This is a genomic window from Colwellia sp. E150_009, assembly GCF_053543955.1.
On sequence record NZ_JBHFOM010000005.1, the window covers coordinates 1 to 14,484 of the forward strand.

Genomic DNA, 14,484 nt, shown 5'->3' on the forward strand with positions numbered 1-14,484 from the left:
TCCCAAAGGGCGAGTTTAAAAGGCTTATATGCGGCGTTATTGATTTTGACAAGGGAATGACCATTCTCTTCAATCAATGCCTTGCCTCTAAGCCTTTTAATTCTCGCTGAGTGGGCAATAACTTAATCAACTTGGTATAACTCTTTTAGATATCATCAATTCATAAGTCCAGTAATATGGCAGGAGAATATTTATGCGTTTAGACAGATTTACTCAATCATTTCAAGAATCTATTTCTGATGCTCAATCATTAGCATTAGGGCGTGATCATCAATTTATTGAACCCGTTCATTTAATGTTGGCATTGTTAAATCAAAATGGTAATTCCGTTATCCCTTTGTTGAAAAGCGCTGGCATTGATGTTCACACGTTAAGAACAAAAGTTGAGCAAGCCCTACAATCATTAGCACAAGTACAAGGTGGTGATGGCGATGTTCAATTGTCTTCTGCATCAGGTAAGTTATTTAATTTATGTGATAAGCATGCGCAAAAAATGTCAGATAAATTTATTTCATCAGAAATGTTTATACTTGCAGCATTGGAAGATAAAGGTGTTCTAGGAAATATTCTTAAAGAATTGGGTGCCAACGAACAACGCATAAAATCAGCCATTGAGCATGTGCGCGGTGGTCAAAATGTTGAAGATCAAAATGCTGAAGATGTTCGACAAGCACTACAAAAATACACGGTTGATTTAACTGAGCGGGCAGAGCAAGGAAAACTAGATCCTGTGATTGGCCGTGATGATGAAATTCGTCGAACTTTACAGGTGTTACAACGCAGAACAAAAAATAACCCTGTGCTAATCGGGCAACCAGGTGTTGGTAAAACGGCCATTGTTGAAGGATTAGCACAACGTATTGTTGATCATGAAGTACCCGAGGGGCTTAAAAACAAACGAGTTTTATCTTTAGATATGGGCGCTTTAATTGCGGGTGCTAAATACCGAGGTGAATTTGAAGAGCGTTTAAAAGCGGTATTAAATGAGTTGGCTAAAGAAGAAGGACAGGTCATTTTATTTATCGATGAATTACATACTATGGTTGGTGCAGGAAAAACAGATGGTGCTATGGATGCAGGAAATATGTTGAAACCTGCACTTGCCCGTGGTGATTTACATTGTGTAGGCGCGACTACCTTAGATGAATATCGTAAATATATTGAAAAAGATGCCGCTTTAGAGCGTCGTTTTCAAAAGGTATTAGTGGAAGAGCCTAGTGTTGAAGACACAATAGCTATTTTACGTGGTTTAAAAGAACGCTATGAACTTCATCATAACGTAGTCATAACTGACCCAGCAATAGTGGCAGCGGCAAGTTTGTCTCATCGTTATATTAGTGACAGACAATTACCAGATAAAGCAATTGATTTAATTGATGAAGCCGCATCAAGTATTCGTTTGCAAATGGATTCTAAACCAGAAGATTTAGATCGTCTTGAACGCAGACTTATTCAGCTTAAATTAGAGCAAAAAGCATTAGAAAAAGATGCTGATGATGCATCCAAAAAACGTTTGGCAGATATTTCAGAACAAATTAATGATAGGCAGCAGGAATATGATGAGCTTGATGAGTTGTGGACAACGGAGAAAGCGGCACTGTATGGCACTCAAACGATTAAAGAAGAATTGGAACAAGCGCGCATTGAATTGGAAGCGGCTAAACGAGTTGGTGACCTCAACCGAATGTCTGAATTGCAATATGGAAAGTTACCCGAACTTGAAAAGCAACTTGATTTAGCTAGCCAAGCTGAAATGCAAGAAATGAGCTTGCTGGCTAATAAAGTCACTGATGTTGAAATCGCTGAAGTGCTCAGTCGTGCAACAGGTATCCCTATTGCCAAAATGTTAGAGCAAGAACGTGATAAATTGCTCAATATGGAGGAGGCACTGCATCAACGTGTTATTGGTCAAAGTGAAGCGGTAATTTCGGTGTCAAATGCTATTAGACGCTCACGCGCTGGTTTAGCGGATCCAAACCAACCGATAGGCTCCTTTTTATTTTTAGGACCAACAGGTGTCGGTAAAACTGAATTAACTAAAGCATTGGCTTATTTTCTTTTTGATAGTGAAGACTCTTTAATTCGTATTGATATGTCAGAGTTCATGGAGAAACACTCAGTTGCACGTTTGGTAGGTGCTCCTCCAGGTTATGTAGGTTATGAAGAAGGTGGGTACTTAACAGAAGCTGTTCGCCGTAAGCCATATTCAGTTATTTTATTAGACGAAGTGGAAAAAGCACATGGTGATGTATTTAACATATTGCTACAAGTGCTTGATGATGGACGTTTAACTGATGGTCAGGGCAGAACGGTAGATTTCAAAAATACGGTTATCATTATGACTTCAAATATTGGCTCAGATATCATTCAGGAATTTGGTGATGATAGCCAATATCAAGCGATGAAAGCGCAGGTCATGAATGAAGTAAGTCATCACTTTAAGCCTGAATTTATCAACCGAATTGATGAATCTGTTGTGTTCCATCCATTATTGGCGACACAAATTGAGAAAATTGCGAAGATTCAAATTCAAGAATTATCAGACCGTTTGGTTCAGCAAGAGTTAGGCTTAAGTATTAGTGAAGAGGCCTTATCTTTAATATCTCAAGCAGGGTTTGATCCTATTTTTGGGGCTAGACCATTAAAACGGGCAATTCAGCAAGAAATTGAAAACCCACTAGCACAAAAAATCTTAGCAGGAAATTTTGCTAAAGGTTCAGCAATAAACGTAACAGTGAATGATGGAAAATTGTTATTTGAATAAACAGGCAGGCTTTAAAGTCGTTTATTTATTAATTAATAGGTAATTTGTAACGCTCTTTGTTTAATATTATTTTAACATATAAAGAGCGTTATTTTTTTCGTTACTTTTTATTGTCTTTGCCGCAGTACATACTGATATGTTTTTTATTTAAAGCAATTTGTTCTTTTTTATTTTTGTCGGACATGACACTATTTTTGCCATTGGCATCAGTTATCATTACATTATCAAAAGAATTTAACATTTGTTCATTAAGCTTGGCGGCCTGACAGTTCTTTTTAGCAATCTCGGCATTTTTAGCAAGCACTTCAGCTTTATTTTTTTCGTATTGAGATATTTGTTCATCCACTGTTGCTTTATTCACACTTTCAAGTGGTTGTTTTTCCTTTGACTGAAAAGACGAAGTGGTGGTTAATTGTGTGTAATTACCGCTTTGTGGCTGCTGCTGACTGTAATGAACAACATTATTTTCATCTAGCCAACGATATATAGTAATTTCTTTTGCTATGATATTCACACTAAATACAGCAGTAAACGATAATCCAATAATGGCTGAATTTCGAAAATACATATTTATTCCTTGTTAACAAAAATGCTATTTATTTTTTAGTTTATACGTATTACACCGTTCGATTTAACTTAGGGTAAATTAGTTATTTATTCAATCTGTTTTTGATTTTTTATATTTTTTCAGTAATATGTTCGTTATAGTTTCTAACATATTATTGAGTATTTCTTTTACCCGTATATTATTTAATTACGAGTTACTGTCCTAATAAAAGCTTAAATAAAGTTACCCCTTAATCATCAAGATTAAAAGTAGAGTAAAAATGATTGTATTACAAAATGCTATGGAAAAAAGTCAACTTTATAAAATAGATGAGTTTGGCGTTAAAAATTATAATTATACTGTGGTAGGATTGTTATCTTTAGCACTTTTTGCGATATTAAATATCACATTAGGTTATGTTACCTTTTTGGCAGAAACAAGTGTTGCCAACTCTCCTGTGCAAAACTATGTTGACGCATTGTGGCTGATGTTGATGTCTTCAACAACAATAGGTTTTGGTGATGTATACCCGATAACCTTCATTGGTAGAGCCTCGGTTTTTATTATGTTTATCTTAGGTGTTGGCATTTTAGGTGGGGTAGGTGCAGTGTTTGCCAATAAAATATTTGGATTTGCTGATACCAGTATTAAAAACAGGGAGTTAAGAAAACAAAATGAAGAGATTTTTGCCCAAAATATAAAAATTCATCAAAAATTAGAACAGTTAGAAAAGAAACTAGAATCTTTATCGAAGTAATTTTTAACAAGAGAAGTTATTCTTTATACCATGAATATAGTTAAAATTAACTTATCGTTGTTATTAAACATATCGCTAATAGGAATTTATTCGTGTTCATGATTTTCAGCTAAATTACCCGAACAAATCCCCATTTTTATCGCGTTATTATTTCTTAGATTGTGCCTGTTTTCTATTTGATTTTTCTTGTCGACGTTCATTAATCACGTCTTTTACGTCACCACCAATATGATTTTCCCCGCGTTCAGCTGCTAACGCTATTTGTCGTTCTCGTTCAGCAAAGCGGTGTCGTTGTTTTTCACTTACTTTGTCATGACAACGGTGACAACTCACCCCTTTAACATAATGTTCATGTTGCTTTTCTTGTTCTGTTAATGGAAAACGGCAAGCAAAGCATTGATCATATTGACCTTGTTCTAAATTGTGATTAACAGCAACGCGACCGTCAAAAACAAAACACTCTCCTTCCCACAGGGTGTTAGTTTTAGGTACTTCTTCGAGATATTTTAAAATGCCACCTTCAAGGTGGTAAACTTCTTCAAAGCCTTGTTCTTTCAAATAAGCGGTGGACTTTTCGCAACGAATTCCGCCAGTACAAAACATGGCCACTTTTTTATGTTTGCCTTTATCCAGATTTTTTTCTACATAGGCAGGAAATTCGCGAAATGTTTCAGTGTCAGGATTTAAAGCACCTTTAAAGGTTCCTATTTCAACTTCGTAATCGTTACGCGTGTCAACCAATAAAACGTTAGGATCAGAGATCAGCGCATTCCAATCTTGTGGTTTTACATAAGTACCCACTACTTGATTAGGATCGATGCCTTCAACTCCCATCGTAACAATTTCTTTTTTCAATTTTACCTTAGTGCGATGAAAAGGGTTTTCATCAGCATAAGACTCTTTATGTGAAATATTCGCTAGGCCTGTTTGTTTGTTTAGATAATCGAGTACAGCATCGACATTTGCTTGAGAACCAGCAATTGTGCCGTTTATCCCTTCAGCGGCTAATAGCAAAGTTCCTTTGACATTAAGGTGAGTCATTGTTGCCAATAGCGGCTCTCGTAAGTCGAGGTAATGTTCTAAACGAACAAATTTATAAAGTGCACAAATAGTGATTGCGCCTGTAGCATTATTTACTGTCATCATGTTCTCCATTGAGCTAGCTGAAACGTAAATCCAGAGCTTTAGATAAATAGGTAAACCAAAATATAAACGAGTTCATATTTTGGGCTGCGCATTCTAACAGGACTGTAATAGGCAAGTCTAATTTCTCTGTGGTTAAAGCAATAGTAATAATGCTTGAACTTCATTTTTGTAGGAGTAGACTGAAAGATAACTAGTTAATTTATATTGTTTATAAGATGTCTCTCATGCTTAATAGAACGCTTCTAATTGCTGTTTTTTTGTTGATAACTGCTTGTACTAATGATAAGGAAAATATTGCTTTAGGTACACTAGAACGCGACCGTATAGCTCATACAGCAACGGTTAGTGAGATCATTACAGAATTACCGATTAAAGCAGGAAGTAAAGTCAGTAAAGGCACGGTTTTAGTAAAATTAAACGATGACTTACAAAAAGCTTTAGTTGCTAAAGCGCAAGCGCAAGTACAACAAGCACAAGCAAATTTAGATAAAGCACATAATGGGGCTCGCGCTGAAGAAGTGGCCGCAGCACAAGCAAAAGTTGCTGGTGCCCAAGCTGCTTTAGTTAAGAGTAAGGCAAATTTTGCTCGAGAGCAGCGTTTAATAAAGTCTAATTTAACCAGTCAGGCTAATTTTGATAGCATGTTAGCTGCACGTGATGAAAATATATCCCAACTTAATAGTGCAAAAGAACAACTTAGACAATTGGTTAATGGCACTCGAATTGAAGATTTAGCCATTGCTGAGGCTATTCTAGCAACCAATGTGGCTATGTTAACTATTGAACAGAAAAAACTCAGTGATTTAACTATAACGGCAAAACGTGATGGGGTTTTGGACAACTTGCCATGGAACTTAGGAGAAAGAGTTACGGCTGGCAGCCCTGTGGCTATTGTACTTGCAGGTAAAGTACCATTTGCTCGTGTTTATATTCCTGAACCTTATCGGGTTCAGATAAAGGTGGGTGATAAATTAACAGTACAGGTCGATGGTTTAACACAAGGTTTAGTAGGAACAGTACGCTGGGTAGCAACTGAGCCTGCATTCACTCCGTATTATGCGCTTAATCAGGCAGAACGAGCCAATCTAATGTACTTAGCTGAAGTCGTTTTACCTGATAGTGCTGCAGACTTGCCTAGCGGTATTCCTATTCAAGTCTTGCTACCTAAGTTAAATGTTTCAATAAATTCTTCAGAACGTACAATAAAAAGTAACGCCAATGACTGAGTTAGCGATTGATGCAAATAACTTAACTCGTAAATTTGGTGAAATGACTGCGGTATCGTCACTGAATTTGCAAGTAAAAAAACAACAAATTTATGGGTTTCTTGGGCCAAATGGTTCAGGAAAAACAACCGCCATTCGGTTGCTTACAGGCTTATTAAAACCAAGTGCAGGCAATGTTAATGTATTAGGATGTACTTTACCTAACGATGCAGAAAAGTTACGTAAGCAAATAGGCTATATGACACAAAAATTTTCTTTATATGATGATTTGACGATTAAAGAAAATATGCAATTTATTGCTCGAATATACGGATTAACGCCGAAAGAGCAAAAAAAGCGACTTGATGAATTAATGAGTATTTATCAATTAACAAAATTAAATAAGCAGCTTAGTGGCAGTTTAAGTGGTGGACAAAAACAACGGTTAGCATTGGCTTGTGCTGTGATGCACAAACCTAAATTATTATTTCTAGATGAACCAACTTCAGCGGTAGACCCTGAAAATCGTCGTGAATTTTGGGAACAGTTATTTGATTTATGTGACCAAGGCGTTACCATTTTAGTTTCAACTCATTATATGGACGAAGCTGAACGTTGTCATCGGTTAGCTATTTTAGAGCATGGCGTTAAATGTGCTGATGACTCCCCTGATAAATTAATGGCAAATATGCCCGCAAAGGTTGTTGAAATATCAACAACTAACCTTAGGCAGTTGAAAAAGCAATTAATTACTTTTCCTGAGGTAGTATCAGCATCACAGCTTGGCGCGCATTTACGTGTACTAGTGAATAATAGGGTAGTAGATCCTGTTGCCTTTTTAAGTGCAACTAATATGATTCCTGTTAATTCAGATATGCAAATTGTTAGAGCGAGTCTTGAAGATGTTTTTGTGCTGTCAACAGGCCATCATGTAAGTGATGTCTCATGAAATCTTTATTAAGAATTCAAGCTATTATAGCCAAAGAGTTAACTCAGCTTAAACGCGATAGAATGACCTTTGGCATGGTGATTATGATCCCCCTAGTGCAGTTATTACTCTTTGCTTTTGCAATTAATACCAATATTCGTCATATTCCTGTTGGGGTATTTGATCAAAATCAAACGGCTCTAAGCCGTGTATTACAACAAGCGGTTGCAGCAACCAGTACGGTTCAATTTACCAAAAAATATAACTCATTAATAAAAGCGCAAGCGGGGATTGAGCGAGGTGAAGTGCGCGCGGTATTAATTATTCCTAACGATGTGAGTCAGCGTTTAGTCAGGCATTCAACGGTGGGGTTTGGGTTGCCACCAGCGAGTGATGAAGAAACCAGTCGACCTATAGCGCAATGGTTAGTTGATGGTTCTGATGCAGCTATAGCCGGTAGTATTAAAAGTTTGCGAAATATGCCGTTAGCCGAATTATTAGACAAACCTACTAATCGGAATGTACCGACTTTTGAAGTGACTTTGTTATACAATCCAGAACAACGCAGTGTTGTAAATATAGTGCCAGGGCTTGTTGGTATTATTTTAACTATGACCATGATTATGTTCACCTCTGGCGCTATTGTTCGTGAACGAGAACGTGGCAATATGGAATTACTTATTACAACGCCGTTAGCATCAATTGAATTAATGATAGGTAAAATTGTTCCCTATATTTTTATTGGGGCTATTCAAGTGATTATAATTTTAGGTTTAGGTTACTTTTGTTTTAATGTTCCAATTAATGGCGGAGGGTGGCAGTTAGTGCTGGCAACCTTACTCTTTATTTGTGCTAGCTTAGTTTTAGGTTTGGTTATTTCGACTTTAGCAAAGAACCAATTACAATCAACGCAAATGACAATTTTTATTTTACTACCATCAATATTACTGTCAGGGTTTATGTTTCCTTATGAAGGTATGCCCGAAGCCGCGCAATACATAGCTGAAACTCTGCCTGCAACGCATTTTATTCGTTTAATTCGTGGTGTTGTTCTGCGTGATGTTGCTGTGGTTGATATGACTTTTGACATGGTATGGCTTATTGCTTTCACCGTAGTGGGGTTAATGGTAGCAGCACTTCGTTTTAAAAAAACATTAGATTAGTGGTATTTATTTGCGACTCGTTGTGAAATTTATATGTTTGAAAAACATAAATCAAAACAGCTTTTGACTTGCTTGTTAGAGTTTGTCACACTGAGAGCGTTTATTTTATTACTCATGGTGTAAGGGTTTGATAGCTAGGCTGTTTGTTAACATATTATTTGTGTCGATTATTTTACAATCGTTCGTGAGTGTTGCTTCGTCCATTGACACGCATAATGATGGCATTGAGCATTTGCAAACCGTTCACATACATGCTGAGATTAATACCCTTGAGGAAACTGACCAAGCAGGCCACGATATTAAAGATTGTCATCACTGTGGTCATTGTAGCGGTTCACACTTGACTTGGGTATTCACAAAAATATCGACTAAAATAGCGACAATTAATTCACCAGCTTATTCACCTGTTCTTATTAGTCATCCTTCTAGCTATATAGACGCCACGTTTCGCCCTCCTATTGCTTAATTGATCTAACTTTTGTGGGCCGTTTTCGGCTAAATTTTATTTCAAATTAAGACAAACAATATGTATATATTTAAAAGTAATACAGGTGTTTACCTGTGCGTATTCCTTGCTGCGCTATCATTTAACTCAGTTGCTGAAAATAAAGTAACTCATAGTCGGTTAAATTCGCAAGGTAGTAGTAATCATGTTGCAGTATATGAGCAAAGTAGTCATACAACTCAAAGAGATGAACATAACGAAGCTGAACATTTTACAAAACAAGAAAAAACAGAACATGCTGATGGCGGCATTAATCTTACGTCTGAGAAAATGTCGTTAGCTAATATAACCGTTGAATCTATTACACCTGATGTATATTTCAGCGCCATTTATGCGCCAGGTGAAGTTCAAGTTAATGGTTATACTAGCTATGTTGTCTCCCCAAGAACGGAGTCTGTGATCATAAAAAGGCACGCTATATTAGGAGAGCATGTTAGGAAAAATCAAGATTTAGTTACTTTGTTTAGTGAAACCATGGCAAGTGCTCAAGCTGATTATTTAATTGCATCCACACAATGGCAACGTATTAAAAGGCTAGGCAATAAAACGATTAGCGAAAGTCAATTATTAAACTCAGAAACCACCTTTAATGCGGCTTACGGTCGGTTAATTGCATTAGGTTTAACCGATGATGCAATTAAATTAATTTCAAAAAATAATACGACTTTGTTTGGGCAGTATACGCTAACAGCTCAACGAGCTGGCATTGTACTAAGTGATGCTTTTTCTCAGGGACAGCGCGTTGCTGCAGGTGATGAAATCATGCTGTTGGCAGACGAGGATGAACTGTGGGTTGAAGCAAGAATTGCAGCAAGTAAAAAGGTAAATTTATTACTCAATACCCCTGTAACAATTACTTTTGGTGGTCGAAGTTATGAGGCAAAAGTGATTCAAGAAGCACATACAATTGATCCTATTACAAGAACGCGCATTATCAGACTTTCAGTTAAAAATAGTGATGATAGCTTGCACTCAGGTATGTTTGTTAACGTTAACTTTAAACTTTCAACCATTACACAAGTACTGGCTGTACCTGAAGAAGCTTTAATTCGTAGTGCAGATGGCGACTGGGTTGTTTTTGTTGAAGACTATTCTGATGAAGAAGTAAGTGAATTAGAGCCAGTAGAAGTTGAATTAGGGCGATCATTTGGTGAATACAGAGAGGTGATTGGGTTAGCAAGTGGAAGTAGAGTGGTTATAAAAGGTGCATTTTTTGTTGCATCTGAAATCGCGAAAGGCGGATTTGATCCGCATAACCATTAGGAGCAATCACCATGTTTAATAAAATTATAGATTGGTCCGTTAATAATAGACTCGTTGTTGTTATTGCATTAGCGGCAACCTTAATAAGCGCTATTATCATTATTCCTACGCTTAACCTTGATGCTTTTCCTGATGTAACTAATGTACAGGTAGTTGTAAATACCGAAGCACCAGGTTTGGCAGCAGAAGAAGTTGAGCAGCTAATTACTTATCCTATTGAGGCGGTAATGTATGCATTGCCTGATGTTGAACAAGTGCGTTCTATATCAAAAACAGGCCTGTCAGGAGTGACCGTGGTATTTAAAGAGAATACGGATATTTACTTAGCGAGACAGCTGGTATTTGAACGTTTACAGGCAGCTAAAGCGTTAATTCCTGATGGGGTTGGTATGCCTGAAATGGGGCCAAATACATCAGGGCTAGGGCAAGTTTATCAATATTTACTCATTGCTGATAAAGATAGTGAATATGATGTAATGGCACTAAGAAGTTTGAATGATTGGATAGTTAAATTGCTCTTGATGCCTGTAGACGGTGTTACTGATGTGTTGTCCTTTGGTGGAGAGGTTAAGCAGTACCAAGTTAATTTTGATCCTGCTAGGTTACTTGCATATAAAATATCTCAATCAGACATTGTAAAAGCATTAGAAAACAATAATACCAATGTAGGCGGTTGGTATATGAACCGTGGACAAGAGCAATTAGTGATAAGAGGAACAGGCTGGTTTAAAAGTGGCGTTGCTGGTATTGACAATATTAAGCAAGTACCTGTTAAAAGTGTTAATGGAACCGTTGTTACTGTTGCTGATATAGCAACAGTTGAACTGGGTAGCGAAATTCGCCAAGGTGCAGTATCTATGACTCGCCGAATGAATAATGGCGATGTAGAGCAATTAGGTGAAGTTGTCTCAGGTATTGTATTAAAACGCATGGGCTCTAATACAAAATCGACCATTGATGGAATAAATAACAAAAGGCGACTCATTGAACAAGCTTTACCACAGGGCGTTAAGTTTGAGGCTTTATATGATCAAGCGGATTTAATTAAAAAGGCAGTTAGTACGGTAATTGAAGCGCTATCACTTGCTTTTATTTTTATTTTGATTGTTTTGTTGTTATTTTTAATGAATTTTAGGGCGACTTTTTTAGTGCTCATTTCTATTCCGATCTCTATCGGTATTGCATTAATGATGATGGCTTGGTGGGGAATTTCCGCAAACTTAATGTCATTAGGAGGGATCGTGGTGGCTATTGGTATGTTGGTTGATGGCTCTGTTGTAATGGTTGAGAATATTTTTAATCATCTGGCGCATACCAACAAAAACACTGATATTGCGCGCGTCAATAATCGGAAATCATCCTTGCTCGATGTAGACCAAGCTTACGTAGAACGTAATAATAGCGATTTACTCATAAAAAAGGCGGGTAAAGAAGTTGCACGGCCAGTATTTTTTGCTGCTTCAATTATTGTTGTGGTTTTCATGCCGTTATTCAGTTTTGAAGGTGTTGAGGCTAAGCTATTTCAACCTATGGCTATTAGTATTATTTTAGCCGTGATATCGGCTATTTTAGTGGCTTTGCTAGTTGTACCTGCTTTAGCAACCTTCTTATTTAAAACAGAAATAAAAAGACGGGAAAGTTTTATACTCAAAGCATTACATAAAGGATATACAAACGGTTTAACAGTAGCGCTAAAACACACTAAATTAATAGTATGTTTCTCGACAGTACTAGTAATTTTAGCCTTTGTGGTATTAATGAAAATAGGAACTGAATTTGTACCCGAGTTAGAAGAGGGTACGATTAATTTACGGGCTACATTAGCGCCATCAGCCAGTTTAGAAACCGCTTTATCTGTTGCTCCAATACTTGAGCAAAAACTATTGTCTTTCCCTGAAGTGACTTATGCGTTAAGTCGTGTTGGTCGTCCTGAAATAGGGGGTGATCCAGAACCTGTGAATAATATTGAAATATATATTGGGCTGAAACCCGTGGCAGAATGGACTAGCGCTTCAAACAGAGTTGAATTACAAAACTTAATGGCACGTTCATTAGAGCAGTTTCCTGGTTTGTTATTGAACTTTTCACAACCAATAGCGACACGAGTTGATGAGCTTTTATCTGGTGTTAAAGCGCAATTAGCCGTTAAATTATTTGGTTCTGATTTAGGCGTATTGGCAAGTAAAGGACAGCAAATTGAAGCCATGATGAAAACCATTGATGGCACGCGAGATGTTGCACTAGAGCAAGTAGTAGGTGAGTCACAGTTAGTGATTAAGCCTAATCGACTTGAATTATCACGTTTTGGTTTGTCGGTTAATGATGTAATGAGTGTGGTTAAAAATGGTATTGGTGGTACAACAGCAGGACAAATTATTAATGGAAATGAGCGCTATGACATTTATGTGCGCATTAATAAGGAGTATAGGAAAAACAAAGAAGCGATTGCAGATATTAGATTACAATCACCTAATGGTGCATGGGTTAGGTTAGGCGATGTAGCATCCGTATTGTATGAATCTGGTCCACCACAAATTAGGCGCGATGATGTGCAGCGTAGAGTAGTGATTCAAGCAAATATTCAAGGCCGAGACATGGGTAGTGTCGTGGCTGATATCAGAACAAGCATCGCTAGAAAAATTGATTTGCCGACAGGTTATTCAATTGCTATTGGGGGGCAATTTGAAAATCAGCAACGCGCACAAAAACGGCTTTCTATTGTGGTTCCTATATCACTTGTATTAATTGCCTTATTACTTTACTTTGCCTTTGGATCGGTTGGGCAAGCGCTGTTAATATTGGTTAATATACCGCTAGCGGTGATCGGCGGTGTTTTCTCACTTTACCTGTCAGGTCAGTATTTATCTGTGCCTAGCTCGGTCGGGTTTATTACATTGTTTGGTGTTGCGGTGTTAAATGGTGTTGTGATGGTGGAAAGTATTAATCAGCGGATTCAAACTGGCATGGAAAGCTCAAAAGCAATATTTGAAGGTGCCACATCAAGGTTAAGACCCGTTCTGATGACGGCGCTTACTTCTGCGTTGGGATTAATTCCTATGTTAATGTCAAATGGTATTGGTGCTGAAATTCAAAGGCCACTTGCTAGTGTTATAGTAGGGGGATTAGTAACAGCAACATTACTGACATTATTTGTTTTACCAATACTTTATCCTTGGTTTTCTAAAGCAAAAATAGCAGAGCTATATTGTTGATAAAATATTGCAGTATCAAAAGACGAGAGTCATTGGTACTGCTAATAATCATTTTTATACAAGGACATAATTATGGGTCATCACCATTCTCATCAGCATGCTCATACGCATACCCATGACGGCAAGTTAAATTTAGCAGTGTTCATCAATATTTTATTAACCGTAGTGCAAATTATAGCGGGTTTGGTATCTGGTAGTTTGTCACTTATTGCCGATGCTCTACATAATTTAAGTGATGCAGGGGCCATTTTAATTGCAATCATCGCAAGAAAAATTGCCCGTAAACCCGCAAGTAATCGCATGACATACGGTTTTAAGCGTGCTGAAATTTTAGGGGCTTTGATTAACAGCACAACATTGATCATTGTGGGTTTGTTTCTTATATATGAAGCAATATCTAAATATTTTAATCCAGAACCCATAGATGGTTGGATTGTCGTTTGGGTTGCGTCTATTGCTTTGGTAATAGATGCAGTGACCGCATGGTTAACTTATAAAACAGGCGCTAAAAATAATTTAAATTTGAAAGCTGTATTTATACATAATTTGTCGGATGCTTTTGCTTCTATTGTGGTTATTGTTGCAGGGTCGCTAATTATTTTATATCAATGGTATGTTGTTGATATAGTAGCAACTATCCTAATTTCTATTTACGTGATTTATCATGGTTTATTATTGGCTAAACAAAGCATTAATATTTTGATGCAGGCAGTACCTGATACTATTGATATAGATGAACTATGTACTGATATTGAATCATTGTCTTGTGTAAAAAGAGTGCATCATATTCATGTTTGGCAGCTTGACGATAACGAAAAATTTCTAGAAGCCCATATCGCTTTAGAAATAGATGGTCTGGTAAAAGGAGTGGAGCAAGTTAAGCAAATGCTGATAGAGCATTATGACATTTCGCATTCTACAATTGAAGGCTATATTGGCAATAGAGAAAACTCAAAGACTTGTTATGTTCGAACTTAAACATTTGTTTGATAAT

11 protein-coding genes are annotated in these 14,484 nt (G+C 37.1%); 9 read left to right on the top strand and 2 right to left on the bottom strand.

What is annotated here, in order from left to right; translation table 11 throughout:
- Positions 1-193 precede the first annotated feature (193 nt).
- Positions 194-2,764 carry an ATP-dependent chaperone ClpB gene (gene clpB / locus ACE1OF_RS03565; protein ID WP_448892865.1) on the top strand — a complete coding sequence of 857 codons (2,571 nt, stop codon included), beginning with the start codon at positions 194-196 and terminating at the stop codon, positions 2,762-2,764.
- Positions 2,765-2,864: 100 nt separating this feature from the next.
- On the opposite strand, the gene ACE1OF_RS03570 is transcribed toward clpB, so the two are convergent.
- The gene (locus ACE1OF_RS03570; protein WP_448892866.1) at positions 2,865-3,332 is read right to left on the bottom strand and encodes a DUF4124 domain-containing protein; all 468 of its coding nucleotides are present in this window, start codon (positions 3,330-3,332) and stop codon (positions 2,865-2,867) included.
- 259 nt (positions 3,333-3,591) lie between these two features.
- On the opposite strand from ACE1OF_RS03570, the gene ACE1OF_RS03575 reads away from it, so the two are divergent.
- The gene (locus ACE1OF_RS03575) at positions 3,592-4,068 is read left to right on the top strand and encodes an ion channel (RefSeq protein ID WP_448892867.1); all 477 of its coding nucleotides are present in this window, start codon (positions 3,592-3,594) and stop codon (positions 4,066-4,068) included.
- A 147-nt stretch (positions 4,069-4,215) separates the two neighbouring features.
- Here the strand turns inward: ACE1OF_RS03575 and trhO are convergent, their stop codons facing one another.
- Entirely contained in the window at positions 4,216-5,211 is a 996-nt protein-coding gene (gene trhO, locus ACE1OF_RS03580; protein ID WP_448892868.1) for an oxygen-dependent tRNA uridine(34) hydroxylase TrhO, read from the bottom strand.
- A gap of 227 nt (positions 5,212-5,438) precedes the next feature.
- Between trhO and ACE1OF_RS03585 the strand changes: the two genes are divergently transcribed.
- The 7 genes from ACE1OF_RS03585 (at position 5,439) to ACE1OF_RS03615 (ending at position 14,468) form a co-directional block, all read left to right on the top strand.
- Positions 5,439-6,440 carry an HlyD family secretion protein gene (locus ACE1OF_RS03585; RefSeq protein ID WP_448892869.1) on the top strand — a complete coding sequence of 334 codons (1,002 nt, stop codon included), beginning with the start codon at positions 5,439-5,441 and terminating at the stop codon, positions 6,438-6,440.
- Positions 6,433-7,368, top strand: coding sequence for an ABC transporter ATP-binding protein (locus ACE1OF_RS03590; protein WP_448892870.1), 936 nt, complete (start codon positions 6,433-6,435; stop codon positions 7,366-7,368). Before ACE1OF_RS03585 ends, ACE1OF_RS03590 begins: the two co-directional genes overlap by 8 nt.
- Positions 7,365-8,510: an ABC transporter permease gene (locus tag ACE1OF_RS03595; protein WP_448892871.1), complete on the top strand. Its 1,146-nt coding sequence runs from the start codon at positions 7,365-7,367 to the stop codon at positions 8,508-8,510. Before ACE1OF_RS03590 ends, ACE1OF_RS03595 begins: the two co-directional genes overlap by 4 nt.
- A gap of 160 nt (positions 8,511-8,670) precedes the next feature.
- Complete coding sequence (locus tag ACE1OF_RS03600) at positions 8,671-8,976, top strand: hypothetical protein (RefSeq protein ID WP_448892872.1); 306 nt, start codon at positions 8,671-8,673, stop codon at positions 8,974-8,976.
- A 60-nt stretch (positions 8,977-9,036) separates the two neighbouring features.
- The gene (locus ACE1OF_RS03605; protein ID WP_448892873.1) at positions 9,037-10,278 is read left to right on the top strand and encodes an efflux RND transporter periplasmic adaptor subunit; all 1,242 of its coding nucleotides are present in this window, start codon (positions 9,037-9,039) and stop codon (positions 10,276-10,278) included.
- A gap of 11 nt (positions 10,279-10,289) precedes the next feature.
- On the top strand, positions 10,290-13,490 hold the full coding sequence (locus ACE1OF_RS03610; protein WP_448892874.1) for an efflux RND transporter permease subunit: 3,201 nt from the start codon (positions 10,290-10,292) through the stop codon (positions 13,488-13,490).
- 72 nt (positions 13,491-13,562) lie between these two features.
- On the top strand, positions 13,563-14,468 hold the full coding sequence (locus ACE1OF_RS03615; RefSeq protein ID WP_448892875.1) for a cation diffusion facilitator family transporter: 906 nt from the start codon (positions 13,563-13,565) through the stop codon (positions 14,466-14,468).
- The last annotated feature ends 16 nt before the right edge of the window (positions 14,469-14,484 follow it).